Origin of the sequence: Streptomyces sp. KL116D, from assembly GCF_030766975.1 — a bacterium.
GTDB classification, from domain to species: Bacteria; Actinomycetota; Actinomycetes; order Streptomycetales; family Streptomycetaceae; genus Streptomyces; species Streptomyces longispororuber_A.
The window spans coordinates 75,911-101,459 of record NZ_JASERH010000136.1 but is presented as its reverse complement, the minus strand read 5'-3'; the positions used below and the strand labels follow the sequence as shown (position 1 = coordinate 101,459).

Here is a 25,549-nt window from a genome sequence, read left to right as displayed (position 1 = left end):
GGGCCTTGCAGTCCTCTACTCGCACCGAGGACTCCACAAGGAAGCCATGACCGCGATCACCAGGGCCCTCGACGGGAGTGAACATCGGAGGGCAACGCAGCCATGGTCCTGCGTTGCCGTACATGACACTGGCGAATCTGCACTGAGCCGCAACGACGAATGGCCGCAAGCCACCGAGGAGGCCACCGCGCTGTCCAACTGGCCCGAACACAGATGAATCCTGCCCATGCTGCTCACGGCCGAGACCACGCCGAGGGCGACCCGACTGCAAGGCGAGGGCGGCGACAGAGGACGAGCAGCAGGCGCTCGCACGCCTCACTGGGATCCTGCCGATCGTGCAGCAACAGGTCGGGATGACGTCCCTGGAGGCCGCGCTGCACAACAACGTGTGGTACGCACCATGCCCTGGAGGATCGCCACGAGCCGGCGATCGAGCGCTTTGCCGCTGCCCTCACCTTGGCCGAACAGAGCGGCGACGACCGCCTGCGCGCACAATGCCTGCTCAACCTGGCCGTTCTGCCCGCCCTGCAGCACTGGGCGACGCCGATCAGGCTCGATGCGTATGCGAGTCAGCTTCGTCCTGTACCAGGATCACTGGCGGCGCTGGGCCCGGGCGGCTGAAGCGCGCCTGTTCGTGGTCGCCCTGGACGGCCTCGCCGCATCCGGGAGCGAGACGCCCACGCCCAGGACCTGCTGCGCATCGAGCCGTCAGTGTCCGACCCGCGGATCGTCGAGGCCGTCCTGGGGCGACTACAGCTCAGAGATCGACGACTTCGCCAAGCCTCCGATACCCCAGACGTCGCCACGAACACCGGCACCGAACTTGTCGTGGGACAGACGCTCTTCTGGCATCGCCGCAGGATCGCCGTCGCCCCGACAGTGGCCCCCGCGATGGAGCCGTTCGGTCTCAAAGTGCTTCGGCCAGGCACCTTGCCGTCTCCCGACAGTCCTGCGTGGCATGTGATCTGCGGATCGATGAGTCTGCAGATTCCGAACTCCTGCTGCTACGACACCAGGAGACGGGCCATCACATCCCACGCCTGGCCCACAGCAACTGTGCGAGCTCTCGGATCGTGGAGATGACCCAGGCGCCGAAGGAGGTCGTCACGACAAGGGTTGATGCGGAGTGCATCGTGCTCGGAGACGACACGGCCGGTGTGATCCTCGACTGTCACGGCGGTCTGATGGCACCGGGGGCACCGGGCGGCGAAGGCCTCCAGGACCTCATGCTCGACAGCTATCGAGAGGCGGGCTTCATCGACCTGCGCCCCATGCTGGAAGTGCACGACGGGGGCGGGCTCGACCTGAGTACGATCCCGCCTACCCAGGGCGACCAGGTCAGAGCCTGCTTGATGGGCAACAAGCTCTCGCTCACCGGCCCGGGCGGGGAGTTGCTGACAGGCATGCGACTCGGCTTCACGCCACACTGGTACCGGTACGCAGCCCGCGGAGCATTGATCGTGGTGGTCGGCCGGCACCTGACGGGGATGGTGGCCGACGACGACAAACATCTGATCCGTGCGATGGCTATGGGGCAAACAGTGGGAGCCACGGTGCCACTGACGGTGAGACGACCCGGAAGGAACAGCGCCTGCCCCTGCGCGATGCGCACAGGGCGCAAGTTCAAGCACTGCTGCGGGCGTCCCGGTGCCCTGCAGGAAAAGCCGAAATGAACTCCTGGGCGGGTACGGCGACCTCCTGCTCGGCTGCGGCGATCAGAGGCCTTACGGACCTCGTTGCATTGTTCACGATGCAGTCCGATTGGTAGGAGGTGTGCCGCCGTGGAGCATCGCGAAGAGAACGTCAGCGCGGCGACAGCCAAGCCACCCTCATCGAACCCCGCCACCAACGAAAAGAGACCGGCCGCGAGGCGGACCGCGGGTATGTCTGTAGGTCATCGCGGACGTTGTCGGCATCCCAGGTAGCCCCGTTCAGCAGCCGCTGCAGGCCGTCAGGGGTGTGGTGGCCCGCGTATTCGGCCAGTTGCCAGCCGTTCTTGCGGCCGACCGGACCGAGTAGGGCGCGGACGTAGTCGCGCATGCGGCGTCGTAGGTCGGCGCGTCCGAAGCGGTGCCCGATACGGAGGAAGAGGTCGTTGAGTTCCCGGTCCCAGGCTGCGTCCGGGAGGTCGTCGATCACGCCGGGAGGCTGCCCGGCTCACAGCCCAGACAGTTCTCCATCCACTCGTTGGAAGGGTCATCTGCCAACACGGTCCCTGATCCGCCATCAGCCAACTACACTCCCGGCGACGCTTCTGACCAGGCCAGATAGCGAACCGCTGCTGGAGTACTAGTTGACGGTTCTCGCCAACAGCTGCGCTCGGGGTCCATTCCCTGGGTGGTCTGTGCGGTTGCAGGGATGAGCTGTCCGGTCGATCATGTGACTCGCCCCTGCCTTGCGCGATGGCCCGGGTATGAGGCGGGGTGATCTGACGGATGCCGAGTGGCAACGGCTGTGGCCGCTCCTGCCAGTCAGCAACAGGCGTTGTGGCCGGTGGCGAGACCATCGGCAGGTGATCGACGGGATATTGCACCGGGTGCGCACGGGCGTGCAGTGGTGTGCCCCTTCGCGGGGCTGAACCGGCGCCCGTGGGCATCAGCCCAGAGCTGTTGGGCCGACCGGGGTGCGGACTGATTCGGACGAGGCGGAATCAGGCTCGAAACCCTCGGCTCGGCCGTGCCGACGTCGTCCACCATGCCTACATGACGACATACGACGGCCCTGCGACCGTCATCGCCAGCGGCACTGAGTACCCGGTCACAGCCGTGCTCGACATCTCCACCAGGGGCACTGGCAATACCTGGCACGGCGTCATCACCGCCGAGGACGAGTATGTCGCGTGGGAGATCTTCAATGACGAAGACACTCAGCTCAGGATCGAAGATCGTCTCCCGGGGGGCTTCACCGCCGGCTCGTTCGACGCGGCCAAGGCCGAACTCAAGGTCCGGGGGCAAGGGTTGGTACCCTTCGGGTTCTGAAACATGGAACATCTCGTGACGAATCGATTCGGTCCGTTCCTGAGCGACCGGAACGGATCGCGCTTCATATTGATTACGGATCCCTCACACGTTGGCCGCCGCTCAAAGAGCAGACCATCATGGGTATATGACGCTGGCCGCGCGTGCGTTCGCGCAACTTGCGACTTGGCCTGACCTCACCGAGGCGGAGCCAGGTTGCGGCATCGGTAGGGCACTCACCTCGGCCCACGCCGAGATCGCCCACTTCCACTCCGACACTGATGTTGACCTGCATCTGACAGAAGGGGCCATCCGGCGATTCGAAGATCACCTCCGGGAAGCAAGCCCGGCCCAGCTGGTCCCCAACTCGCCATGGGTGACTCTCCATCTCGACGCTGCGGCGGACATTGACCTACTGGCAACGCTGGTGAGTCTCGCGCTGCAGGCCCACCGCTCGTGGCCGGTTCTGGGCAATGGCACTCCTGCACGCTGCAACGCCTCTCGCAGCAGTTCGAGTCCACGGGGGAACCAGGTAGAAACCGAAGGCAAGATCTCAGGCAGGTGACACCGTGACCGACACATCCGAAGGTGAAACCATCCGCGGCATCGTTGAGCGCCTGACAAACATCTACAGCGCGACGCACAGCCCCGCCGACGTCGAGACAGCCGTAGGCCAGGCATACAGCCGCTTCGACGACGTGCCGATACGCGATTTCGTTCCGGTCCTCGTGGAACGCAAAGCCCGCACGGTCCTATCACGGATGAACCCAGGTTCTGACGACGGATAGGCACGAGGGCGGGCAGAGCAGGAACCCTCACGCCGCCTCGTAGTGGTGCGCATGCCCGCCCCGCCACTTCACCCATGCCGAGTCATCAAGGAGCTGCTCCCCGCCCTCCAGCCCAGCCCGCCGCAGGAACTCCAACACGTCCGCGTCGGAGTGCGCGAGGCCGAGGACCTCGCCGCGCGCAGTCACCCGCCGACCGCCCGCGCCGAGCGGCGGGTGGACGACCATCGGTGCACTCGTCATGCCTCCAGGGTCGGTGACCTCCAGCGATCGCAGGGTGTGCGGCATGGTGCGGCCGGTGTCCGCGATGACCGCGGTGTCCTTCGCGTCGGTCTTGGCCTCGCCCGGGTCGAGGTCGGCGATCCGCCGCATCGCCAGTCCGGGCAGGTAGGCGACCTTGCAGCCCGCCTCCCTCGCGACGGTCAGCGGCAGGGCGCCGATCGAGGCTGGCTGGTCCACCACGACAAGGACGGTGCCGAACTTCGCGGCCAGCTTGTCGAAGACGGCCCGCAGCTTGAGTTCGCTGTGGGGCAACGGCTTGTCGAAGACCGTCTTGCCGGTCGGAGTGAGCCCATGGCCGTGATGGGCGGACTTGCCGACGTCCAGGCCGAGGAACACGCCGATGTCGCCGGTGTCGAACATCGTGATTCAACTCCTTTGGTGCGGCCGGCCTGCGCTTCGGTGTCGTTCTCGCGCATCCACGTCATGCAGACCTGCCGCCCGCGAACTGCCCGGCATTGCACCGGACCGGACGGTGGCCGGACCCTTTCATCAGCGCCTCCGACGACACCTCCCGGGCCCGGAGGCCAGCGGCCCTCTTGCAGGACCGCGGAGAACATAACGGGGGCGCCGCGGCCAGGCTCTCGCCACCGTGACGGACTGTGAAGTGGTAGCGGCCGGCCGTCGATCCCTCCACCGGGAGCCCGTGCCGGTTCCGGCCGCCTCCGTGGCCTTGCCGGTCCCTCCCTGGACGATGCCCGCCGATCCGGCATCCCGTCCACCGATCACGCGCGGCCCAAGAGCCTCATCCCGCCGACTGGCGCCCGTCACCAACACGGCCAGACACTTAAGTCTCCACTTGACTTTATGGACCCGGCGACTAAAGTTAAGTACATGCTTAAGCGTGAGGCGGAGGCTGCGGACCGGATCTTCCACGCACTCGCGGACGCGAACCGGCGGGCGATGATCGAGCGCCTGACCCGTGGTCCGGCCACCGTGAGCGAGCTGGCGACCCTGCTCGGGGTGACCGTCGCCGCGACGGTCCAGCATCTACGGGTGCTGCAGGACAGCGAACTCGTACGGTCGGAGAAGGTCGGCCGGGTCCGCACCTGCCAGATCGACACGGCGGGCCTGCGCAACGCAGAGGCGTGGCTGCGGCGCCAGCGCGCGGCGTGGGAGCAGCGCCTGGACCGTCTGGGCGCGGTCCTCGACGATCAGTCGAAGGAGTCAGGATCATGACCGGCCACTCGGTGAAACACAGCACGTTCACACTGGAGCGGACCTACACCGCTTCCCCGGCCGCGGTCTTCGCGGCCTGGTCCGACCGCGACACGAAGGCGAAGTGGTTCGCGGCCGGAGACGGCCGCTACTCGCTGGACTTCCGGGTCGGCGGGACCGAGGTCGTGCACGGAGGTGACGGCGACGGGGGCGGCGACGAGGGCGGTCTCGTCGCACGGAGCGAGTACCACGACATCGTCCCCGACGAGCGCATCGTCTACACCACGGCCCTGTTCACCGACGAGGTCCTGTCGACCGTGTCCCTGACCACCGTGCGGTTCGCCCGCGACGGCGACGGGACCCGCCTGCTCCTCACCGAACAGGGCACCTTCCTGGACGGCCGGGAACAGCCGGAGTGGCGCGAACGGGGCACCGGCGACTGGCTGGACGCCCTCGGCCGTGAGGTGGCCCCACGATGAGCCGGGACAGCGAGCGGGAGATCCGCGCACTGCTGGAGGCCCGCACGCGGGCGTTCGGCCGCCGCGACGCCGCCACCGCGGCCGCCGCCTACGACGACGGCCTCGTGCTGTTCGACGCGGTCGGCCCGTTCGTCCACCGCGACGAGGATCCGACGGACCGGCTGGAGCGCTGGATCGCGTTGTACGGCACCGGGATCGGGCACGAGATCCGCGACCTGGAGATCACCGCCGAGGGCGATCTCGCGTTCTGTCACTTCCTGGTCCGGATCAGCGGCACGATGCGGGACGGCACCGAGGTCGGCATGTGGGTGCGCGCGACGAGCTGTCTGCGCCGGCAGGACGGCGCCTGGACCATCGTGCATGAGCACGCGTCGGTGCCCTTCGACGCCGACACCGGCCACGCCGTACTGCGCGGTGAGCTGTGACGACCCTCCAGCAACGGATCCAGGACGTCCTGGACGAACTCGTCGGCAGTGGGGCCGAGACCGGCGTGCAGGTCGCCGTCCACCACCGGGGTCATCGGCTCGTCGATGCCGTCGCCGGTGTCGCCGACCGCGCGACGGGGCGGCCGGTGACCCCGGAGACCTTGTTCTTTAGCTTCTCCACCGCCAAGGGTCTGGCCGCGCTGATCGCCCACTTGCTGGTCAGGGACGATCTGGTCGGCTACGACACACCGGTGGCGCAGGTGTGGCCGGAGTTCGGGGCGTACGGCAAGGAGACCGCGACCCTGCGCCATGTGTTGACGCACACGGTGGGTGTGCCGGCGATGCCGGGCGGGCTCGGCCCCGACGACCTGGCCGACTGGCCGCGGGTGTGCGCGGCGCTCGCCGGGGCGGAGCCACGGTGGCGGCCCGGCACCCGGACCGGCTACCACTCCTTCACCTTCGGCTTCCTCGTCGGCGAGATCGCGCGCCGGGTCACCGGGCGGCCGGTGCGGCGGCTGTTGCACGACTGGATCGCCGCGCCCCTCGGGATCACCGGTGAGCTGTACTTCGGCGTCCCCCCGGCCGAACTCGCCCGCCTCGCCCGGCTGGAGGACGCCGAACCGCACCCCGCCGAGCCGGCGGAGCACAACAGCGTCCTGGCGCCGTGGGAACGTCAACCCCGGGCCTCGATGGGCAACAACTCCACCGTCCTCCAGGCCGACATCCCATCCGTGGGCACCTTCACCGCACGCGGGATCGCAACCGTGTACGCGGCGGTCCTGGACGGCCGGCTGATCGCCCCGGACCAGCTGGCGGAGCTGTCGGCTCCCGCCTTCGAAGGCACCGACCAGGTCTTCGGCAACCCGGCGCGGCTGGCCCTGGGTTACCCGCTCGGCCGCATCGGCGCCCCGCCGGACGAGGCACCGACCACGTTCGGCTGGCCCGGCGGCGGAGGCAGCTACGCCTACGCCGACCCCGCCACAGGGACGTCGTTCGCACTCACCAAGAACCGCCTCACCCCCGACTTCACCACCGCACAACGCCTCTCGGACATCGTGACCGCCGAGCTCGGCCGGTAGGCCTGAAGCCGACAGGCACCGAGGGGCGCGGCAGCGTCATGGTCAAGCTGTACGACGTCGCACCGGACGGCTCCGCTGTCATGTTCGACGAGCAAGTCGCCCTCGCCGGTGCCTCCGGGCACGTCGCCATGGACCTGAAGTCGACCGACTGGTGGCTGAAGGCCGGGCACTCCCTGGCCGTCGAGACCGGCACCGTCCAGGACGGCGGGTGGATCGACACCCCGACCGGCGACCGCATCGAGGTGACCGGTGCGCGCCTCGACCTCTCCGTAGACGACCCTTCCAAGGACCAGGCCACCGAGGGCGAGCGCTCGCCATACCTCGACACCTACTTGAAGGCGTACACGAAGAAGCTGACCCCGCGGACTCCGACCTTCACGATTCCCTCGGCGCGGGGCTGAGACCCCCCACACCTCCAGTTCTTCCGGCCTGGAGGTGCAGAAGTGAACGGGACCGGCTGTACGCGATGCGTGGCGTCGGCCGGGAGGGGCTTTACGACGAGGTCCGGTGCCCGGTCAGGACCTGTTCGGCCTGGCTCATCATGGTCCGCACAATGTCTCCCGCCGGCTGCACGTCGTGGATGAGGCCGACGCCTTGGCCCATCAGCCAGGGCATCTCCTCCCAGTCGGCCTCGGTCGCGGGCAGGGGCGGCAGGACACTGAACTTGCGCAGCACCTGCTCCTCTCCGAGGAAGACCGTGGTGCCGACCTGATCGAGGGTGTCCCGGACGGTCGGTACCTCGTCGAGCCGGTCGGTCCATTCGGCGACCACGCGGTTGCGCTGCACGCGCATGGGGTTGAAGTCCGGCCATTCGGGGCCGAAGATCGGGCTTCGTTCCGTGTCTTCGCCCCGGGCGGCGAGCATGCGGCGGTGTTGCTCGGGATGCACCTGCGCCTCGGCCGAGGCGACGAAGCGGGTGCCGACCCAGACGCCGTCGGCGCCCAGACAGAGGGCCGCGGCGGCCTGGCGGCCGTCGGTGATTCCGCCCGCGGCCAGGACGAGGGCATCGTCCCCGACGGCGTCCACGATCTCCGGAACTCCGACCATGGTCGGCAGGCCTCCGTAGTTGTGGCCGCCCGCTTCCCAGCCCTGGGCGACGACCACCTCCACACCGTCGTCGACGGCGTGCTTGGCCGCGTCGGCGGATCCGACCTGCTCCCACACCGACACGCCGGATTCACGGAGCTGCCTGAGCTGGTCCGCCGGCGGGTGGCCCCAGTGGAAGGACACGATCGGCACCTGCTCCTCGGCGCAGATGCGTACGGCATCGGTGTTGTCGAAGTAGCTGATCAGGTTGACGTTGAACGGGGCGTCTCCGACGCCCTTCCTGATCTCGTGGATGAGGCGGCGCAGTTCATCGGTGGGCAGGAGCGCGGCGCCCACGGCACCGATGCCGCCGGCCGCAGAGACCGCGATGGCCAGATTGGCAGTACCACCGGCGAAGGCCATGCCGGCGCAGGCCAGCGGATACTGAACGGAGAACTGCTCGGTGAACCTGGTGGACAGTGCGTTCATGTGGAAGTTCCTCCCGGAGCGGAAGCGTTCAGCGCCTTGCGCGGATCAGGTCCGCGGCTTGCTCGGCCACGGCGTAGACGGTGGCGACTGTGTTGGCCGGAGGAGATCGGGGGAGAGGCGGAGGCGTCGGCGATCTTCTGTGCGTCGAACTGTGCCGTCGCCAGGTAGCCACGGGTCGCGCCAGGAGGCAAGAGTGCGGTGCAGGTTGGGGCGAAGGACGAGCCAGCGTGCGGGCGGACCGTTCCGTGAGGGCGACATCGCTCTGGGCTGTGATCTGTTGGCCGTCGGGGACAGTGATCTGTGCGCCATGGCCTTCACTGCTGACATCCTCAACGGACACAAACAGCGTCTTTCTTCGCCGACCGGACTGGAGAACACGATGAGTGCGACGGACATCTTGCGGCGCATGGAACTGGCCATGAACGCGCACGACGTGGACGCATTCGTCGACTGTTTCACGGAGGACTTCGTCTCCGAGCTCCCACTGCACCCCGAGAGGAACTTCGTCGGGCGCGAGGGGGTTAGGAAGAACTGGTCAGGGCTCTTCGCATACGTTCCGGATCTCGTGGGGACGGTCCTGCAGTCCGTTGCGGACGGGGACAAGATCTGGAGCGAGTGGGAGATTCGCGGAAATACGCAAGACGGAAAACTGTATCTGGCGCGCGGTGCGGCCATCCACGGTGTCCGCGACGGGCGGCTGGCATGGGTTCGGTTCTATCTGGACACCGTCGCGACCGTTGCCGCGCCGGAGGGGTAGGCACGCGGCTGAGCCCAGCCCGGCAGCTCTGCGCTGCCTTCCGGTGGAACGACTCGGCCTGCGGCGACCGCGAGGCGGTCGCCGTGCTGGTCGCCCTCAACTCCGTTTTCCAGGCGTCGCGTTCGGCCTGCTCGGCCGGCTCTACCTCGGCTTGCTGCCCAGGTGGCTCGGCCTTGCTCGAGGCTAGGAACTGGCTGTCTCCGTCTGGCACACCGCCAGCAACGACATCGTCTTCCTCCCGGGGATCGGCCCTTGGGCCTCTCCAAGCTGCTGGTCGCCATCATGGTCCGCGTCGGCCGAGCAGGGCGAGAGCGGTCAGGACGGCTTCACATGGAAGGGCGTCTCCTGCCTGACCTGCCCTGCCCGCCCGGCCATCGCTGGGTGAGTCAGGGAGTGCCGAGCGTCTTCATGATGACGAAACTGTTGACCGTGGCCACGCCGGGCAGTGCGGCGAGTTGGTTGGCGTGGAACTCCTCGTACGCGGGCAGGTCGGCCACCTCGACCTGGATCAGGTAATCGAAGCTGCCGGTGATGTGGTGGCAGGCCAGGACACCGGGCAGTGCCATCACGCCCTCCTCGAAAGCGATCACCTCCGGGCGGGTGTGCCGTGCCAGTCGGACCCCGGCGAGCACCCGCAACCCGCGGTCGACCGCAGCCGGGTCGATGATGGCCCGGTAGCCGCGGATGACCCCGGCCTCCTCCAGATTGCGTACCCGCCGCAGGCACGGCGAGGGAGACAGTCCTACCTGAGCGGCGAGCTCGTTGTTGCTGATCCGCCCATTGCGTTCGAGTACGGCCAGAATCGACCGATCCACATCATCCATGAGTAGCAGAATATTGCTGACTCGGCTGGTTTTGCACAAGGACATGTTTCAGTTGGGCGCAATATCTTGCCAAGATTGCGTCCAGGCGTCTCGGGGTGCCGGAGCGGCCACCACAGTGGAGGGGACGTTGCGTCGCATCTCGGAAGGGGCAGCCATGCCGGGCAACACCACGGTCACCGTGCACGCCGACCGCCACGTACATCCCGAAAGTGCAGTGGCGCCTGCGATCTATCAGACCGTGGCCTTCTCCGCCGAGGACGCCGAGACGTTCGCGCGGGGCGCGGCCGAGCCGCGCGGCAAGGACTTCTACACCCGCTTCGGCAACCCCAATCATGCACAGGTGGCTGCCGTCGTCGCCGAACTGGAAGGCACCGAGGCGGCCATGGTCACCGCCTCCGGGATGGCGGCGCTCACCACCGCCGTCCTGGCCCTGATCTCGGCCGGCGACCACGTCATCGGCCAGCGCTCCACCTACGGTGGTACCGCATCGGTGCTGCTGAACCTGCTGCCCCGACTCGGCGTCACGACCACCCTGGTCGACCAGACCGACCCGGACGCATGGGCGAGGGCCCTGACCCCGAAGACCCGCCTGATCCTGGTGGAGACCCCGAGCAACCCGCTCCTGCAGATCACCGACCTGCGAGCGGTGGCCGAACTGGCGCGCGCCCATGGGGTGATTACCATGGCGGACAACACCTTCGCGACCCCGCTCAACCAGCGTCCGGCCGAGTTCGGCATCGACGTCACCTGGCACAGTGCGACGAAGTACCTCAACGGACATTCCGACGTCTCCGCCGGCGCCGTCGCAGGCCCCGCCGAGATCCTGGACCGTGTCTGGGAAACCGGATTGCTCACCGGCGCCACCCTCGGCCCTATCGACGCCTGGCTGCTGCTGCGCGGCCTGCGGACCCTGCCCCTGCGCATGTCGCGCCACAACGACAACGGCAGGGCACTGGCCGCTACCCTGCGCGAACACCCGGCCGTGAGCCGCGTCCACTACCCGGGCCTGGACAGCCATCCCCAGTACAAGGTCGCCATCGGCCAGATGAGCGGATTCGGCGGCGTGCTCAGCGTCGAGTTCTGCGGCGGCTACGAGGTGGCCGACGCCTTCCTCGGCCACCTGCGCTACCCCCGCCGGTCGGCCAGCCTCGGCGGCGTGGAGTCCCTCGCCGTACACCCGGCCTCGATGTGGCGCGGCATGCTCAGCGACCAACAGATCACCGACGCCGTTCCGCCCGGCCTCGTCCGACTGGCCGCCGGCACTGAGGACACCAATGACCTCGTCGCCGACGTCCTGACCGCGGCCGACAAGGCATCCGCCCCGCCGATCCCGTGACAAGGCCGGGCCCCCGGCCTGCCCGCCCGCGGCGGCAGGCCGGGGAGGCAGGCCCTCGCACCACTGAAGTTGAAGGATTTCCTCTCATGAAGACTCTGCTTGCCGGCGGCACCGTGATCAGCATGGACCCGGCCGTGGGCGACCTGGCCCACGGCGCCGTCCTCATCGAGGACGGCAAGATCATCGAGGTTGCCGAGCGTATCAACGCGCCCGATGCCGAAATGATCGACGCATCCGACCGGATCGTCATGCCCGGCTTCGTCGACAACCACCGCCACACCTGGCAGACCGCGTTCCGCGGCATCGGCGCCGACTGGACCTTCGCCCAGTGGGCCAAGGCCATGCACGGGACCGTCAAGCCCCACTACACGCCTGAAGACGTGTACGCGGCCACCCTCCTGGGCCGCCTGGAAGCCCTGCACTCGGGCATCACAACGATGCTCGACTGGTACCACGTCGCCCAGGGCCACCCCCACGAAGACGCCGCAGTCGCCGCCCTGCAGGAAGCCCCCGCGCGGTCGGTGTTCTGCCTCGGCGCCGGATGGGCCACGCCGATCTCCGTCGAAGCCGACATCCGCCGCGTCCGCTCCCAACTCGACGGCGACGGACTGGTCACCATGGCCTGGGGCCTGCGCGGAGCCGACGACACCGGTATCGACACCCTCGCACGGGAACTGAAAGTCGCCGACGAACTCGGCCTGCGCACCAGCCTCCACACCGGTGGCGACCACCGCCCCATCGACGACATGCACAGGCACGGCCTGCTGCGCGCCACCACCACCTTCGTCCACGGCAACGGCATCGGCGACGACGAACTGCGCATGCTCGCCGACGCCGGCAGCTTCCTGTCCGTCAGCCCCGACGTCGAGCTGAAGATGGGCTTCGGTGCCCCGCTCACCGGCCGCGCCCTGGCCGTCGGCCTGCGCCCCACCCTGTCGATCGACGTGGTCCCCTCGGTCGGCGGCGACATGTTCTCCACCATGCGCACCGCCTTCTCCGCCCAGCGCGGCCTGGACGGCGGTCTGCGTGCACGCGACCTGCTCCACTTCGCCACCATCGACGCCGCCCGCTCCTGCGGCCTCGGCGACCGGACCGGCAGCATCACACCCGGCAAGGACGCCGACGTCATCGTCCTGCGCACCGACGACCTGACCGTCTTCCCGGTCACCGACCCGGCTGGCACCGTCGTCAGCGCGGGGCACCCCGGCATCGTCGACACCGTCCTCGTCGCCGGACGCATCGTGAAGCGCGACGGAGCGCTGGTCGGCGTCGACGTGGCCCCGCTCAAGCACCGCCTGCTGGATTCGCGCGACCGTGTTGCCGCAGCCGCCGGTGTTCCCCTCGACGGCACCTGGAGCCCCCAGGAGTGACCGACAACGTCATCGGAGGCTCCGGGCGCGAGCAACCTCGCCAACATCGGTCCTGAGCGGCGGGGTTGCTCGACCGATGCCCAGTGGTGGGGACGAGACCGCATGTGCGTCGGCACTCGCGGCTTCCTGGTCGGCCGTTGTCTGCGACCGGCAGATCAGACGACCGCCGGTGCAACCGCGGGCAGATAGGGAGTGATGTTGCGCCAGGCGCGCTCGACGTACTCCTCCTTCTCGCCGACCGGCGCGACATAGTGCAGCGCGCCTTCTGCGGCGTCATGGCCCTTGAGGCGGGCGATGACCCATGCGGCGAGGTAGTGCGAGGCCAGGCATCCGCCCGCGGTGGCGATGTTGTCCTTGGCGTAGAACGGCTGGTTGAGGACCTCGATGCCGGCGGCGACGACCCACGGCTTGGTGGTGAGGTCGGTGCAGGCGGGGATGTCGTCGAGTAGGCCGAGCCTGGCGAGCACGAGCGCGCCGGAGCACTGGGCTGCGACGAGCTGGCGTGAGGGGTCCAGGCCGTGCAGGACATTCATGATGCCCGGGTCTTCGGTGACCTCGCGGGTGGCGATGCCGCTGCCCACGATGACGGCGTCAGCGGCGCACGCCTCCTCGAGGGTGGACATCTGTTCAATGGCCACACCGTTCATCGACGTCACCTTGGGTGTGGGGGTGGCGATGGTGACGCGCCAGTCGTCGGACTTGATGCGGTTGAGCACGCCGAGGGCGATCAGCGAGTCGAGCTCGTTGTAGCCCTCGAAGGTGAGGATGGCGATGTGCACGACGGCTGTCCTTTCCGGAGGAGCGGAACTCGACGGTAGGGACCCGCATGTAGGACAGTCAAAGAATTGTCATGGATACAATGCGGTGCATGGCAGCCGCGCGATACAAGAAGCTGGTCGACGCGCTCGCATCCGACATCCGGACCGGGCGCCTCGCCCCGGGCTTCCGGTTGCCGACCCACCGCGCTCTCGCCACCCGCGAAGGCATCGCCGTGGTGACCGCGACCCGGGTGTACGCGGAGCTGGAAGCGATGGGCCTGGTGAGTCGGGAGCGTGGCCGCGGCACGTTCGTGCGCGACATCGCGGTCCCCGCCGGTCACGGCATCGACCAGCAGGCCGTCGCCACGGACATGGTCGACCTGAACTTCAACTACCCGTCGCTGCCCGGCCAGGCCGATCTCCTGCGGCAGGCTCTGCGCGAGGTGGCTGGCTCCGGTGATCTCGACTCGCTGTTGAACTACCAACCGCACCGCGGGCGTCCACAGGACAGGGCCTCCATCGCACGACACCTCGGACGACGGGGAATCTCCGCGGACGCGGATCAGATCCTCATCACCAATGGCGCCCAGCACGGACTGGCCATCACCGTCATGGCCATGTTGAGCGCCGGGGACGTCGTCGCGGTCGACGCACTCACCTACCCGGGCTTCAAAGTGCTCGCCCACACCCTCCAACTCGACCTGGAGCCCGTCCCCACCACCGCCGACGGGCCGGACATCGATGCCCTGGAGCAACTCTGCGCGACCCGCCCGGTGCGCGCGATCTACACCATGCCCACCTTGCACAACCCTCTGGGCTGGGTCGTGCCGGCAGCCGACCGCACTCGCCTGGTCCAGATCGCCCGACAGTACGGTCCCCTCATCATCGAGGACGCCTCGTACGCCTACCTGGCCGAGGACCCTCCACCGCCCCTGGTCACAACCGCCCCCGACATCACCGTCCACGTCTCGGGTCTGTCCAAGAACATCGCCACCGGCCTGCGCGTCGGTTTCGTCCTCGCCCCGCCGTCCGCGGTGCCCTCGCTGGAACGCGCCATCCGGGCAACCACCTGGAACACCCCCGCCCTCACCACCGCAATCGCCTGCCGCTGGCTCGACGACGGGACGGTGAACCACCTGGAAGCGCGGAAACGAGACGACGCCAAGACGCGCCAGGCGCTCGTCAGGCAGGAGTTGGCGGACCTCCCGCACATCGGCCATCCCTCGTCCTACTTCACCTGGCTGCCACTGCCCGACGATGCGCGCGCCGACCGCGTGACCGCCGCTCTCTCGCGCCGAGGCATCTCGGTCAGCACGGCCGAGCCCTTCGCCACCACGACGCACACACCACAGGCGATCCGCCTGGCCCTGGGCTCCACCGATCTGGACAGCCTCCGGTCGACGCTGCGCACCGTGCGCAGCGTCGCCGTCGAGGACGCCTACGCCTGACCTCGGCCTGTTTCCGTCCCTGACCCGTTGCAGGGCCTCGGCGGCCGGTGGTAGACGTCTGAGTGGAGAGGCGGCCGCACGAAGAACCCATCCCGTGGCGGCTGCCCGGCCCCCTCCCGATCCGGCTGGCGGACCCGCACACCTTCCGGCGCTCACCTCGCGCCCCTGAGCCATACCAGTTACGGCGCGCCGTACGACCCGGACGCACTCTCCGAGACCGAGGACGAGGTGCCGCGCGGCATCTACTTCATCTTCCTGAGCGGTAAGGCGATGGCGACCATGGAGTTCCTGCAACAGGAGTGGATCAACAGCGGTAACTTCATGGACCTGGGGACCGAGCGCGACCCGAACGTCGGGTTTGCAGGACGAGGGCGCCACGTTCACCATCCCCAAACAGCCCGTCCGCCACCGCGTCCACGGCATCGAGACGTTCAATGTGCTGCGCGGCGGTGAGTACCTCTTCATGCCCAGCCTGTCGGCGCTGCGGTGGCTCGCGGAGCAGCCGGGCGAAGGAGCCGCACGACAGACGCCCGGGTGAGCCGCGAGACGCCGCGGGCAGCTCGAGCGCGGACGTGACACCATCGTCGGCGCCGGCCTTGGCATCCGACCGGCGTGCTCCGGGCTCAGAGGAGGGGCGATGACCGCCTCGCACGAGACGCTTCGCACCAGGCTGGACGGCGGGGTCCTGTCCGTGACCTTCGATGCCCCGCCGGTCAATCTCATCGGGCCCGCGGTGGTGCGCGACCTGGTCGTGTTGGTGGAGGAGCTCGCCAGGCCGGGCAGGCTGCGCGTGGTGGTCTTCGACAGCGCGGATCCGGACTTCTTCTTCCCGCACGTCGACATGACCAAAGTCGCCGAGTACACCGCGGAGGCCGGCAAGGCCGGGGGACCGGGCGATGCCTCCCTGGGCATGCTGTTCCACAAGCTGAGCCGCGTGCCGGTCATCACCATCGCCAAGGTGCGCGGACGCGCGCGAGGGGCGGGCAGCGAGTTCCTCCTGGCCTGTGACATGCGGTTCGCCGCGCGGGAGAACGCCGTTCTCGGCCAGCCCGAGGTGGGCATCGGCGCACCGCCCGGGGCAGGCGCCCTGCAGCACCTCACGCGGCTGCTGGGCCGGGGCCGGGCCCTGGAGGCCGTACTGACGTCGGCCGACTTCGATGCGGAACTCGCCGAACGCTACGGCTGGATCAACCGGGCGATCCCCGACGCCGAACTGGACGAGTTCGTCGCCGCCATGGCCGCGCGCATCGGCGGATTCCCGCACGATGCGCTGGTCTCGGCCAAGGAAGCCATCAACGCCATCAGCCTGCCCGCGGTCGCCGACGTGCGCGCGGACGCCGCGTTGTTCCAGCAGTTGGTGCGGGGGGAGACAGCGCAGCGGCGCACGGCGGAGTTGTTCCGCCAGGGTTTGCAGACACGCGGCAACACCGAGCTGCACCTCGGTGACGCGCTGAGCGACCTGAAGGACGCCGACTGAGAGGGCGGAACACAGTTGCCGGTCATGGCCCCGGCGCCCTTCGGGTGCACTCGATGTGCGCACCGCCCTGGCGGACAGATCAGTGATCGTTGGCGGAAGGCTGACAAGGCACTCACCGCACGGCGGTCGCATCCCTACGGTGGGCCCGAGTCGCAGGAGGGCACGACGCAAGGAGGTCCCTCACGCGTCTGCGCCCGCAAAGGCGACAGGAACGACCTTCAGCACAGATTCCGAGCGCATCCAGGATTCCAGCTCAACGGTGCAGCGGACGACGATCCGCCACCGGGAGAAGGAGCTTTCGATGAGTGCGAACGAGAACTCCGGCCGGTCCGGTACCGGCCGTCGGCGATTGCTGCACCTCGCGGCCGGCGGTGCCCTCGCCGCCCCGTTCGGTTTCCCCAGCGGGGCGCGAGCAGCGACGCCGGGCGAGCCGGTCGCCGCCTCCTCAGCGAGAGCAGGTGGTGCGTCCGCCCCGGTGCGGCACGTCGATGGTGTCCGGCCCTTCCGCATTGAGGTCCCGCAGAAGGAGATCACCGCGCTCCGCCGCCGGCTTCGGGACACGCGCTGGCCGGAGCGGGAGACCGTCGACGACCGTACGCAGGGCGTGCAGTTGGCCAAGATCCGCCCTCTGGTGGAGTACTGGGGCACCGACTACGACTGGCGCAGGGTCGAGGCCGAGCTCAATGCCCTGCCACAGTTCATCACCGAACTGGACGGCCTGGACATCCAGTTCGCCCACATCCGTTCCCCGCACAGCGACGCCCTGCCGATGCTCATGACCCACGGCTGGCCCGGCTCCGTCATCGAGCTGCTGAAGGTGATCGGTCCACTGACCGATCCGACGTCGCACGGCGGCCGGGCCGAGGATGCCTTTCACCTCGTCCTGCCGACCCTGCCCGGATACGGCTTCTCGGCCAAACCGACGGCGACCGGCTGGAACCCGGCGCGGACGGCGCGCGCCTTCCATGGGCTCATGCGGCGGCTCGGCTACCGGAAGTACGTTTCGCAGGGCGGTGACTGGGGGGCGACCATCTCGCACCAGCTCGGGATCCAGCACCCCGATGGACTCCTCGGAATTCACGTCAACATGCCCGGAACCGTGCCGCCGGCCGTCATTCGACACCTGCGCAACTTCGACCCGGCGCCCGCGGGACTGTCCGAGCGCGAGAAGGCCGCCTATGCCCGGCTGCTGCACTTCTACCGCGACGGCTACGGGTACGCGGCGATGATGAACCAGAGCCCGCAGACGATCGGATACTCGCTGGCAGATTCCCCGGTCGGCATGGCGGCGTTCAACTACGACAAGTTCGCGGAGTGGACCGACAGCGGTGGAGAACCCGAGAAGGTCCTCACCTACGACGAGATGCTCGACGCCATCTCCCTGTACTGGCTGACCAATACCGGCACTTCGTCAGCCCGGCTCTACTGGGAGGCCGCGCGCGGCGGCGGGGGCCCCTTCGACGCCGTCGACATCCCCACCGTCCCCGTCGCGGTCACGGTGTTCCCTGCCGAGATCTACCCCGCACCCCGGAGCTGGGGCGAGCGGGCCTACGGCAACCTCATCTACTGGAACGAGGTCGACCGGGGCGGCCACTTCGCCGCATGGGAGCAGCCGCGCCTGTTCTCCCGGGAGATCCGCGCGGCCTTCAGGTCACTGCGCGGACGAACCTGAGCCTCCCTGGCCGCGCGAGGGGCGGCGCCGGTCGTCGCCGACATGGCTGATCCGCGCGTCCTTGCCGCGCCGCGCGAAGGAGGAGAATGCCGACGCGGCGGCACCGAAAGAGGCGGAACCGCGGACGGACACGGAACCGCCCAGCGCGAGGACGCCCTCACACCAGTCGCTCCGACAGCAGGGACCGAGTCGATGGCTACGACGAGGCAGGGGACGGCCGGGCCGGAACACGACTTCATCGTGGTCGGTGCGGGCACCGCCGGTTGCGTGCTGGCAGCCCGGCTGTCCGAGGACGAGGGCGCGCGCGTCCTGCTGCTCGAGGCCGGGGGGTCGGGCACGCTCTCCGCGCAGAGCGTGCCCGCCCTGTGGCCGACCTTGTTGCAAGGACCGGCGAGCTGGGGTGAGTTCACCGCGGAGCAGGCGGCCACGGGAACCGCCACGCTCCTGCCCCGAGGACGTGGCCTGGGTGGCTCGTCCGCGATCAATGCCATGGTCTTCGCCCGCGGTCATCGCTCCGGCTACGACCGCTGGGCGGGGGAGGCGGCGAAGGGCTGGGGCTTCGACGATCTGCTGCCGTACTTCAAGCGCAGCGAGAACGCTCCGGGCAGGGACCGCGCACTGCGCGGGACCGGCGGCCCGCTCACGGTCGCACCGGCGGCTCCCGCGCACCCGGTGATCGAGGCGTGCCTGGAGGCGGCCGCGCAGACGGGACACCCCCGCGCCGCCGACATCAGCGGCGGGCTGGATGAGGGCTTCGGCCTCACGGACCTGAACATCGTCGACGGCAGGCGGCAGAGCGCCGCCGACGCCTACCGCGCACCGGCGCTTCGCCGTCCCAACCTGTCGGTCGTGACCGACGCCGTGGTGCATCGCCTGCGGATCACCGGCGGGCGCTGCCACGGTGTGAAGTTCCGGTCCGGAGGCGAGACGGTGACCGCGCACTGCGCAGGCGAGGTCGTCCTGGCCGCCGGCACCATCGGCACCGCGCAGCTGCTGCTCCTGTCCGGCGTCGGCCCGCACTCCCACCTGACGGACGTGGGAGTGGAGACCGTCCTGGACCTGCCCGGGGTGGGCAGTGCGCTGCACGACCATCCGATCGCCAGCGTCGTGTTCGGCGGAGCCCGGCCGATCTCCGCACCCGAAAGCAGCAACCTCGGCGAGGCCATCGGTCTCGTGCGCAGCGACCCGCTCCTCGACGCCCCGGATCTCCAGATCCTCTTCGTCGACGCCCCGACGCATCTGCCTTCCATCAAGGGTCCCGAGAACGGCTACACCATCAGCGTCGCCCTCATGCGCCCGCGCAGCCGCGGCACCGTACGCCTGGCGAGCGCCGCAGCGGACGTCCCGCCGGTGCTCGATCCGAACTTCTACGCCGACGAGCGCGACATGGCAGCGGTCGTGGCCGGTGTGCGATTGGTCCGGGAGATTGGCGCGGCCCCCGCCCTTGCACCGTGGCGCGGTGAGGAGGCTCTGCCGGGGCCGGGATCGCGGGACGACGAGGCGGTGCGCGCGTACGTGCGCCGGACGCTGGCCTCCTATTGCCATCCGGTGGGCACCTGCCGGATGGGCGAGGATCCCGGCTGCGTGGTCGGCCCCGACCTGCGGGTCCACGGAGTCGAGGGGCTGCGGGTCGCGGACGCCTCGGTCTTCCCGTCCATTCCGTCGGCGAACACCGTGGCCACTGTGTACGCGGTGGCCGAGCGCGCCGCGGACCTGCTGCGCACCCGCGCGTAGGGACGCGGTCCGGAGGGGAAAGCGACGGGGCGGCAGAGGTCATCGCCGCCAGGCCCCGTTCGCCGCGGCACGGAGGACGTAGTCCTCGAAGGTTCGGGGCGCGCGTCCGAGGACGGCGGCGACCCCGTCCGTCGCCCCGGCGATCACTCCGCGCTCCATCAGGGCGAACATCTCGGCGACGTGCCGGGCGTCGTCCTCGCTCCAGCTCGTCTCGATCAGCGCACCGATGTATTCGGCCGGAGAGATCTGCTTGTAGGTGATGGGCAGACCGGACGCTCGCGAGATCAACTCGACGGCCTCGGCGAAGGTCAGTGCGCGCGGCCCGGTCAGCTCGTGGATCCTGCCCGCATGCGGCCCGGGATCGGCGAGCACCGCGTCCACCACATCGGCCACATCTTCCAGGTCGATGAAGGGCTCGGGGACCGCTCCGGCCGGAAGCGCCAGCTCGCCGGCGAGCAGCGGGGCGTGGAAGAGGTCCTCGTCGAAGTTCTGGTTGAAGTTCGACGGCCGCACGATGGTCCAGTCCAGTGCCGAGCCGCGTACGGCGTCCTCGGCCGAGCGCATCTCGAGGCCGAAGGTGGAATCGCCCCAGGAGTCGGCGCCGTGCCCCGACAGCAGGACCAGATGCCGCACACCGGCGGCCTCGGCCCGCGTCACGAACTCGTGTACCGGGCCGGGCACGGGCGGAGGAACCACGTAGGCGGCGGTGATGCCACGCAGCGCCGTGTCCCAGCCGTCGGGGTCGGACCAGTCGAACCGGGTCCGGCTGGAGCGGGAGGCGGTCCGCACCTGTGTGCCGCGCAGCCGCAGGCGGGCGGCGACCCTCCGGCCGGTCTTGCCGGTGGCTCCGAGGACGAGAACTCTGTCGTTGCTCATGACAGCAGTCAACAGCCCCGGCCTGGACGATTCCATGGGTGAGAAGCCGAATGGCCTTTGCCATCGTCTAGCCTCACCGGTGTGGACGCGTTCGGTGATCTCTTACGTGGAGTGCGGGCTCAGGGCTCGCTGTTCGGCAGCTCGATCCTGTCCCCGCCCTGGGCGCTGGACTTCGTGGACGGTGCGCCACTGACCTTGTGCACCGTCCTCTCCGGAGCGGGCTGGATCGTGCCGGAACATCGCCCGGCCGAGGAGGTGCGTGCGGGGGAGACGGTGATCGTGCGCGGCCCGATGCCGTTCGCCTTCGTGGACGAGGTGGGCACGCAGGCCGAACGCATCGCGTGCGGCGAGCACTGCGCGACACCCGAGTCTGGGGGCACCCGGCACCGCCGCGGCTGGCACGACCGTGGTGACGCCGACGACGGAGCGACCACGCTGATCGTCGGTGCGTACCCGGTGCACGGCGAGCTCAGCCGCCGGCTCCTCGACGCGCTGCCCGGCGTGCTGCGCGTGCCCGGCGGCGGCGAATCCGACCCCATCTGGAGCCACCTCGCCGCGGAGGTCGCCGCCGACGTCCCGGGCCAGCAGGTGGTCCTCGACCGGCTCCTGGACTGGATGCTCGTGTGTGCGCTGCGCGAGTACTTCGACCGGCCGGGCGGTGGGGCACCGGCGTGGTACACGGCCCAGCGGGACCCTGTGGTCGGCGACGCGCTGCGACTGCTGCACACCGAACCGACGGCGCCGTGGACGGTCTCCGCCCTGGCCGAACGCACCGGGGTGTCGCGCTCCACGCTGGCCAAGCGGTTCGCCGACCTGGTCGGCGAACCACCGCTGACCTACCTCACCGGCTGGCGCATGACGCTCGCGGCGGACCTGCTGGTCGAGGACGAGGCGGCCACCATCGGGGAAGTCGCCCGCGCCGTGGGCTACTCCGACGCGTTCGCGTTCAGCGCGGCCTTCAAACGGATCCGCGGCATCAGCCCCAGTGGATTCCGGCACACAGCCGCGACCGGCTCCCACAGTCGACCGGCACGCCCTCAGAGGGGTCCCGGCGAGCCCACCGCGCTCCGGACGGACTCGCCGGCCTGAGCCCGGCTGATGAACTTGCCCTTACTTATGAGTCAGGCACCGGGCTTGCGGACGAACTCCATCTTCGGTGCCGCGCGACCGCCCACCGAGAGAATGCCGGAGCCGTCGAGGGCGTACCCGCGGGCGCTGGTCGGCGCCCTGCCGCAGGGGTCCGCCGCACCGCGTCGGTAGACCGGTCTGGAGACGATTCCGGTGTCGTTGACGAACACCAGGATCTCCTTCCAAGTGCAGTGCTTCTTGGAGGAGTTGTCCCAGCCCTTGGCGAAGACGTCCCCGGTCTTCGCCTGCTCGATGGTGACCTGGGCCGTCGGGTGCTTCTCCTCGCCCTTGGGCACCCACTGCCCCAAGTACTTCTCCGGCACGGGCGCATCGCCGGTCCTGGCCTTGAAGAGGACGGCCTTGTACCGGCCGTTGTCGGTGGCAAAGTTGAGTCTGCCGTCCCTGCGGGCCTTGAGCGTGTACGACGGCAGGAATGTGCACGTGCCGCTGCCGAAGGCGTTCTCGTTGCGGGCGTCACCCAGGGAAACCGAGCTCTTGGACGCCTTCTTGGGCTCCTTGTTGACAACGCAGAGCGACGTGCCGGTCAGGAAGAAGGACCTGGCGACCGTGAGATGCTGCTCGTCCTTCTTGAACTCGACGCGGATGCGCGAGTCGCTCAACGGCACGCCTTCCCAAGCCCCGAGGAAGTTCTGGGGCACGGTCACCGCTGCCGGGGCGGACTCCCCGCTGCCGTCCGTACCGCCGCTGCCACCGGGGTCCTCACCGCTTCCTTCCCAGGAGTTCGCCGCGATCAGCGCACCGGCGGAGAGGACCAGCACACCGACGACAGCGACGAGGAATCGGGCCCGTTTGAACCGTGACCGCGCGGGCGGGGCGCTCGGCTGTGGCGGTTGGCCGTCGGACACCGGAGTGTCCGGTCGGGTGTCCGGCCGTACATCGGTCGGAGGGTCCGCCGTTACGTCCAGCTGTGTAGCCGTAGGCACTTCCGACGCATGAGCCTGCGGATCCAGGTCGAGCAACCACGCCGCATGCCTTCCCAGTTGCTCGAGGACCTCTCCCGGCAGCCACGGCCGCACCTCCTCGGCGGCGGTGCGGGCCACGAGCTCCGCAGGCGTGGGCCGGCCCTCGGGGGCCTTCTGCAGGCACTGGCGTACGATCCCGAGCAGCTCGTCCGGCACGCCCTCCAGGTCCGGCTCCTCCTCGGCCACCCGGAGCAACTGGGCGTGCAGTCCGATGGAGGGGCTGCCGAACGGCGGCCGACCGGTCGCCGCGTACGCGAGGACGGACCCGAGACTGAACACGTCGCTCTGCGGGCCGACTTCCAGCCCCCGCGCCTGTTCGGGCGACATGTAGGCAGGGGAGCCGACGACCATGCCGGTGCGGGTGTGGAAGTCGGCCCCGGACGAGGAGTGCAGGGCACGGGCGATGCCGAAGTCGATGACGCGCGGGCCGTCGACGGTGACCAGGACATTGGAGGGCTTGAGGTCCCGGTGCACGAGACCTGCGTCGTGAATGGCCGCCAGGGCGAGCGCGAGCCGGTTCGTGAGGGTGCGCAGGGAGTGCTCGGGCAGCGGCCCGTAGTCGACGGCGACGACGGTCTGGAGGTCGGGACCCGGTACGTACCCGGTGGCGACCCAGGGGGTCGCCGCACTCGTGTCGAAGTCCAGGACCGGCGCGGTCCAGTGACCGCTGACACGCCGTGCGGCGTCGACCTCCCGGGCGAACCGCCGCTGGAAGTCGTCCTGTCTGGCGAACTCGGTCCGCACAACCTTCACAGCGACGGTGCGTCCTCCTGCGGACCGCGCGAGGTACACCCGGCCCATGCCCCCTTCCCCGAGGACTCCGAGGAGTCGATAGGGCCCTATCGCACGTGGATCGTCCGGGCTCAGAAGGTTCATGCAAGGACGATACTCAGGGGATGATCCACGGCGTGACCAGGACTCACCTGCCGTGCTTGCTTTGTGGCTGGTTCCTGACCTCTGGGACACGGCGAGAGGGGCCCGGTTGCGCTCCTTCTCACTTCGGCTCCGCCGCGCAGGAGAGGTCCTCGGACGGGCGCTGTCCGCCCGCCAGGAACGCGGTCACCGTGTCGTTCGCACACGTGTTGCGGCCGAACGGGTAGACACCGTGCCCGCCTTGGTCGACGGTCACCATCGCGGCCCGGTCGCCGAAGGCGCGGCGCAGTTTCATGGCGCCGACCAGCGGCGTTCCCGGGTCCCGTTCGTTCTGCACCATGAGGACGTTCGACGGGCCGCGGTCACCGATCCGCACCGGCTGCTCGACCCGGCTGTCCGGCCAGTACGCGCAGAGCTTGATGTTGCCGGTGCTTCCGCCCAGCATCGGGTACTTGAGCCGGTCGACCGCGGCGTTGAGCTGGTAGTCCCGGACCTTGCCGGGCCAACGCGAGTCCCCGCAGGCCACGTAGAGATGACTGGCCAAGAAGTTCTCCGGGACCGACGGCGGAGGCGGCAGCGGCCTGCCCTTGTCCAGCGCCTGCCATTCCTTGGCCAGTTGGGGCATGAGGCCCTCGACGTAGAGGCGTTCGAACGTCACTCCGCGGAACAGCGTCCCGTCGATGCCGCCGACCGGTGCGGCGTCCAGCCGCTTCGCGAGTTCGAAGAACTTGGCCGTCACCTCTTCCGGCGTGGTGCCCAGACCGTTCTCCGGGTGCGCGGCCGCGTACGCCGCGAAGTCCGGGAACCGGTCCTCCATCCCGCGAGCGAGCAGGCGGAAGTCCGTCAGGCCGTAGCCCTCGGGGCCCATGTTGCTGTCGAGCACGATCCGGTCGCTGCGCCCGGGGAACAGCGTCGTGTACACCGCGCCGAGGTAGCTGCCGTAGGAGGCGCCGAGGTAGGAGATTTTCGGTTCGCCCAGCGCCGTCCGGATCCGGTCCATGTCGCGCGCGGTGTTGGCGGTGGTGACGTACGGCAGCATCCACGCCGTCCGTGAGGTGGCGCACTGTTCGGCGACGGCCCGTGCGTGCGGCGCCTCCCGGGCGACGTCGGCCGAGGTGTGCGCGTACGGCGGGAAGTTGCCGCGATCCTGCTGCTGCGGTGTCAGGTCGCAGGTGACCGGCGTACTGCGGCCGACCCCACGCGGATCGATGCCGATCACGTCGTAGGAGTCGAGGACGTCCTTGGGCAGTCCGGCGCCGGCGAGGAGAGCCGGGTAGTCGAGCCCGGACGCGCCGGGGCCGCCCGGGTTGGTCAGCAGCACACCGCGGCGCTTCGAAGGATCCTTGCTCGCGAGCCGGGATACGGCGATCTCGATCTGCCGACCGCCGGGATCGCGGTAGTCCAGCGGGACGCCGAGCGTTGCGCACTCAAGACCGGGCGCCTCGGCCTTCTGCGATCCGACCTTCTGCGATCCGACCTTCTTCGATTCGGCCTGCTGTGGGCACGGGCCCCAGCGCAGGGAGTCCGGCGTGGCCGCCACCGTGTCCGAGGTCGCCGCTGCCGATGCGCCCGACAGCGCGGCCGCCGCGACTGCGGTGGCGGAGAGGGCGAGGGAGAAGATCTTGCGCATCGGGTG

General features: G+C 69.3%; 26 protein-coding genes and 3 pseudogenes. 20 read left to right on the top strand and 9 right to left on the bottom strand.

Going from position 1 to position 25,549, the window contains the following annotated elements:
• The first annotated feature begins 1,073 nt into the window (after positions 1–1,073).
• Positions 1,074–1,673 carry a YecA family protein gene (locus tag RBJ77_RS49005; protein WP_372350881.1) on the top strand — a complete coding sequence of 200 codons (600 nt, stop codon included), beginning with the start codon at positions 1,074–1,076 and terminating at the stop codon, positions 1,671–1,673.
• A 130-nt stretch (positions 1,674–1,803) separates the two neighbouring features.
• Here the strand turns inward: RBJ77_RS49005 and RBJ77_RS49000 are convergent, their stop codons facing one another.
• On the bottom strand, positions 1,804–2,139 hold the full coding sequence (locus RBJ77_RS49000) for a transposase (protein ID WP_372350880.1): 336 nt from the start codon (positions 2,137–2,139) through the stop codon (positions 1,804–1,806).
• A gap of 274 nt (positions 2,140–2,413) precedes the next feature.
• Here RBJ77_RS49000 and RBJ77_RS48995 point away from each other — a divergent pair.
• From RBJ77_RS48995 to RBJ77_RS48980, 4 genes and pseudogenes are all read left to right on the top strand, one after another.
• Positions 2,414–2,557: pseudogene (locus RBJ77_RS48995) on the top strand (transposase); the annotation flags it as partial.
• 145 nt (positions 2,558–2,702) lie between these two features.
• Entirely contained in the window at positions 2,703–2,978 is a 276-nt protein-coding gene (locus RBJ77_RS48990) for a hypothetical protein (RefSeq protein ID WP_372350879.1), read from the top strand.
• A gap of 127 nt (positions 2,979–3,105) precedes the next feature.
• A complete protein-coding gene (locus tag RBJ77_RS48985) occupies positions 3,106–3,522 on the top strand; it encodes a luciferase family protein (protein ID WP_372350878.1) in 417 nt (138 codons plus the stop codon).
• A gap of 4 nt (positions 3,523–3,526) precedes the next feature.
• On the top strand, positions 3,527–3,745 hold the full coding sequence (locus tag RBJ77_RS48980) for a three-helix bundle dimerization domain-containing protein (RefSeq protein ID WP_372350877.1): 219 nt from the start codon (positions 3,527–3,529) through the stop codon (positions 3,743–3,745).
• A 27-nt stretch (positions 3,746–3,772) separates the two neighbouring features.
• On the opposite strand, the gene RBJ77_RS48975 is transcribed toward RBJ77_RS48980, so the two are convergent.
• Both RBJ77_RS48975 and RBJ77_RS48970 read right to left on the bottom strand, forming a co-directional pair.
• Positions 3,773–3,985, bottom strand: coding sequence for a hypothetical protein (locus RBJ77_RS48975; RefSeq protein WP_372351536.1), 213 nt, complete (start codon positions 3,983–3,985; stop codon positions 3,773–3,775).
• A 9-nt stretch (positions 3,986–3,994) separates the two neighbouring features.
• A pseudogene (locus RBJ77_RS48970) lies at positions 3,995–4,384 on the bottom strand (IS110 family transposase); the annotation flags it as partial.
• A gap of 471 nt (positions 4,385–4,855) precedes the next feature.
• Here RBJ77_RS48970 and RBJ77_RS48965 point away from each other — a divergent pair.
• The 5 genes from RBJ77_RS48965 to RBJ77_RS48945 are packed head-to-tail and all read left to right on the top strand — an operon-like array spanning position 4,856 to position 7,563.
• Entirely contained in the window at positions 4,856–5,200 is a 345-nt protein-coding gene (locus tag RBJ77_RS48965) for an ArsR/SmtB family transcription factor (protein WP_372350876.1), read from the top strand.
• On the top strand, positions 5,197–5,658 hold the full coding sequence (locus RBJ77_RS48960) for an SRPBCC domain-containing protein (protein WP_372350875.1): 462 nt from the start codon (positions 5,197–5,199) through the stop codon (positions 5,656–5,658). The genes RBJ77_RS48965 and RBJ77_RS48960 overlap by 4 nt, the downstream gene beginning before the upstream one ends.
• Positions 5,655–6,083 carry a nuclear transport factor 2 family protein gene (locus RBJ77_RS48955; RefSeq protein ID WP_372350874.1) on the top strand — a complete coding sequence of 143 codons (429 nt, stop codon included), beginning with the start codon at positions 5,655–5,657 and terminating at the stop codon, positions 6,081–6,083. Before RBJ77_RS48960 ends, RBJ77_RS48955 begins: the two co-directional genes overlap by 4 nt.
• Entirely contained in the window at positions 6,080–7,162 is a 1,083-nt protein-coding gene (locus tag RBJ77_RS48950) for a serine hydrolase domain-containing protein (protein ID WP_372350873.1), read from the top strand. The genes RBJ77_RS48955 and RBJ77_RS48950 overlap by 4 nt, the downstream gene beginning before the upstream one ends.
• 38 nt (positions 7,163–7,200) lie before the next feature.
• A complete protein-coding gene (locus RBJ77_RS48945; RefSeq protein ID WP_372350872.1) occupies positions 7,201–7,563 on the top strand; it encodes a hypothetical protein in 363 nt (120 codons plus the stop codon).
• Positions 7,564–7,654: 91 nt separating this feature from the next.
• Here RBJ77_RS48945 and RBJ77_RS48940 read toward each other — a convergent pair whose 3' ends face one another.
• Positions 7,655–8,677 (bottom strand): NAD(P)H-dependent flavin oxidoreductase, encoded by a 1,023-nt coding sequence (locus RBJ77_RS48940; RefSeq protein ID WP_372350871.1) that lies wholly within the window; start codon positions 8,675–8,677, stop codon positions 7,655–7,657.
• Positions 8,678–8,984: 307 nt separating this feature from the next.
• Here RBJ77_RS48940 and RBJ77_RS48935 point away from each other — a divergent pair, with 307 nt between their 5' ends.
• Positions 8,985–9,434, top strand: coding sequence for a nuclear transport factor 2 family protein (locus RBJ77_RS48935; protein WP_372350870.1), 450 nt, complete (start codon positions 8,985–8,987; stop codon positions 9,432–9,434).
• A 41-nt stretch (positions 9,435–9,475) separates the two neighbouring features.
• Positions 9,476–9,615 (top strand): annotated as a pseudogene (locus tag RBJ77_RS48930) (arsenical-resistance protein); the annotation flags it as partial.
• A gap of 205 nt (positions 9,616–9,820) precedes the next feature.
• Here RBJ77_RS48930 and RBJ77_RS48925 read toward each other — a convergent pair.
• Entirely contained in the window at positions 9,821–10,258 is a 438-nt protein-coding gene (locus RBJ77_RS48925; RefSeq protein WP_372350869.1) for an Lrp/AsnC family transcriptional regulator, read from the bottom strand.
• A gap of 13 nt (positions 10,259–10,271) precedes the next feature.
• Here RBJ77_RS48925 and RBJ77_RS48920 point away from each other — a divergent pair, with 13 nt between their 5' ends.
• Complete coding sequence (locus RBJ77_RS48920) at positions 10,272–11,594, top strand: PLP-dependent aspartate aminotransferase family protein (protein WP_372350868.1); 1,323 nt, start codon at positions 10,272–10,274, stop codon at positions 11,592–11,594.
• Between the two features lie 86 nt (positions 11,595–11,680).
• The gene (locus tag RBJ77_RS48915) at positions 11,681–12,964 is read left to right on the top strand and encodes an amidohydrolase family protein (RefSeq protein WP_372350867.1); all 1,284 of its coding nucleotides are present in this window, start codon (positions 11,681–11,683) and stop codon (positions 12,962–12,964) included.
• A 155-nt stretch (positions 12,965–13,119) separates the two neighbouring features.
• Here RBJ77_RS48915 and RBJ77_RS48910 read toward each other — a convergent pair whose 3' ends face one another.
• Entirely contained in the window at positions 13,120–13,743 is a 624-nt protein-coding gene (locus tag RBJ77_RS48910; RefSeq protein WP_372350866.1) for a DJ-1/PfpI family protein, read from the bottom strand.
• Between the two features lie 89 nt (positions 13,744–13,832).
• Here RBJ77_RS48910 and RBJ77_RS48905 point away from each other — a divergent pair, with 89 nt between their 5' ends.
• The 5 genes from RBJ77_RS48905 (at position 13,833) to RBJ77_RS48885 (ending at position 20,053) form a co-directional block, all read left to right on the top strand.
• Entirely contained in the window at positions 13,833–15,170 is a 1,338-nt protein-coding gene (locus RBJ77_RS48905; RefSeq protein WP_372350865.1) for a PLP-dependent aminotransferase family protein, read from the top strand.
• Positions 15,171–15,528: 358 nt separating this feature from the next.
• Positions 15,529–15,708 (top strand): hypothetical protein, encoded by a 180-nt coding sequence (locus tag RBJ77_RS48900; RefSeq protein ID WP_372350864.1) that lies wholly within the window; start codon positions 15,529–15,531, stop codon positions 15,706–15,708.
• Between the two features lie 99 nt (positions 15,709–15,807).
• Entirely contained in the window at positions 15,808–16,647 is an 840-nt protein-coding gene (locus tag RBJ77_RS48895) for an enoyl-CoA hydratase/isomerase family protein (RefSeq protein ID WP_372350863.1), read from the top strand.
• A 301-nt stretch (positions 16,648–16,948) separates the two neighbouring features.
• The gene (locus tag RBJ77_RS48890) at positions 16,949–18,319 is read left to right on the top strand and encodes an epoxide hydrolase family protein (protein ID WP_372350862.1); all 1,371 of its coding nucleotides are present in this window, start codon (positions 16,949–16,951) and stop codon (positions 18,317–18,319) included.
• 192 nt (positions 18,320–18,511) lie between these two features.
• Positions 18,512–20,053, top strand: coding sequence for a GMC family oxidoreductase (locus tag RBJ77_RS48885; protein ID WP_372350861.1), 1,542 nt, complete (start codon positions 18,512–18,514; stop codon positions 20,051–20,053).
• 39 nt (positions 20,054–20,092) lie between these two features.
• Here RBJ77_RS48885 and RBJ77_RS48880 read toward each other — a convergent pair whose 3' ends face one another.
• The gene (locus RBJ77_RS48880; protein ID WP_372350860.1) at positions 20,093–20,929 is read right to left on the bottom strand and encodes an NAD(P)H-binding protein; all 837 of its coding nucleotides are present in this window, start codon (positions 20,927–20,929) and stop codon (positions 20,093–20,095) included.
• Positions 20,930–21,010: 81 nt separating this feature from the next.
• Here RBJ77_RS48880 and RBJ77_RS48875 point away from each other — a divergent pair, with 81 nt between their 5' ends.
• A complete protein-coding gene (locus tag RBJ77_RS48875; RefSeq protein WP_372350859.1) occupies positions 21,011–22,018 on the top strand; it encodes an AraC family transcriptional regulator in 1,008 nt (335 codons plus the stop codon).
• A gap of 32 nt (positions 22,019–22,050) precedes the next feature.
• Here RBJ77_RS48875 and RBJ77_RS48870 read toward each other — a convergent pair whose 3' ends face one another.
• Positions 22,051–23,916, bottom strand: a complete 1,866-nt coding sequence (locus RBJ77_RS48870) for a serine/threonine-protein kinase (RefSeq protein ID WP_372350858.1) — start codon at positions 23,914–23,916, stop codon at positions 22,051–22,053.
• A gap of 118 nt (positions 23,917–24,034) precedes the next feature.
• Positions 24,035–25,543 carry an alpha/beta hydrolase gene (locus RBJ77_RS48865; RefSeq protein ID WP_372350857.1) on the bottom strand — a complete coding sequence of 503 codons (1,509 nt, stop codon included), beginning with the start codon at positions 25,541–25,543 and terminating at the stop codon, positions 24,035–24,037.
• Positions 25,544–25,549 lie beyond the last annotated feature (6 nt).

Bases quoted from the DNA above. Each gene is read 5' to 3' on its own strand.
- RBJ77_RS48990 (WP_372350879.1), top strand. From the start codon at position 2,703: ATGACGACATACGACGGCCCTGCGACCGTCATCGCCAGCGGCACTGAG.
- RBJ77_RS48985 (WP_372350878.1), top strand. From the start codon at position 3,106: ATGACGCTGGCCGCGCGTGCGTTCGCGCAACTTGCGACTTGGCCTGAC.
- RBJ77_RS48975 (WP_372351536.1), bottom strand. From the start codon at position 3,985: ATGACGAGTGCACCGATGGTCGTCCACCCGCCGCTCGGCGCGGGCGGT.
- RBJ77_RS48965 (WP_372350876.1), top strand. From the start codon at position 4,856: ATGCTTAAGCGTGAGGCGGAGGCTGCGGACCGGATCTTCCACGCACTC.
- RBJ77_RS48960 (WP_372350875.1), top strand. From the start codon at position 5,197: ATGACCGGCCACTCGGTGAAACACAGCACGTTCACACTGGAGCGGACC.
- RBJ77_RS48955 (WP_372350874.1), top strand. From the start codon at position 5,655: ATGAGCCGGGACAGCGAGCGGGAGATCCGCGCACTGCTGGAGGCCCGC.
- RBJ77_RS48945 (WP_372350872.1), top strand. From the start codon at position 7,201: ATGGTCAAGCTGTACGACGTCGCACCGGACGGCTCCGCTGTCATGTTC.
- RBJ77_RS48940 (WP_372350871.1), bottom strand. From the start codon at position 8,677: ATGAACGCACTGTCCACCAGGTTCACCGAGCAGTTCTCCGTTCAGTAT.
- RBJ77_RS48935 (WP_372350870.1), top strand. From the start codon at position 8,985: ATGGCCTTCACTGCTGACATCCTCAACGGACACAAACAGCGTCTTTCT.
- RBJ77_RS48925 (WP_372350869.1), bottom strand. From the start codon at position 10,258: ATGGATGATGTGGATCGGTCGATTCTGGCCGTACTCGAACGCAATGGG.
- RBJ77_RS48915 (WP_372350867.1), top strand. From the start codon at position 11,681: ATGAAGACTCTGCTTGCCGGCGGCACCGTGATCAGCATGGACCCGGCC.
- RBJ77_RS48905 (WP_372350865.1), top strand. From the start codon at position 13,833: ATGGCAGCCGCGCGATACAAGAAGCTGGTCGACGCGCTCGCATCCGAC.
- RBJ77_RS48895 (WP_372350863.1), top strand. From the start codon at position 15,808: ATGACCGCCTCGCACGAGACGCTTCGCACCAGGCTGGACGGCGGGGTC.
- RBJ77_RS48890 (WP_372350862.1), top strand. From the start codon at position 16,949: ATGAGTGCGAACGAGAACTCCGGCCGGTCCGGTACCGGCCGTCGGCGA.
- RBJ77_RS48885 (WP_372350861.1), top strand. From the start codon at position 18,512: ATGGCTACGACGAGGCAGGGGACGGCCGGGCCGGAACACGACTTCATC.
- RBJ77_RS48880 (WP_372350860.1), bottom strand. From the start codon at position 20,929: ATGAGCAACGACAGAGTTCTCGTCCTCGGAGCCACCGGCAAGACCGGC.
- RBJ77_RS48870 (WP_372350858.1), bottom strand. From the start codon at position 23,916: ATGAACCTTCTGAGCCCGGACGATCCACGTGCGATAGGGCCCTATCGA.
- RBJ77_RS48865 (WP_372350857.1), bottom strand. From the start codon at position 25,543: ATGCGCAAGATCTTCTCCCTCGCCCTCTCCGCCACCGCAGTCGCGGCG.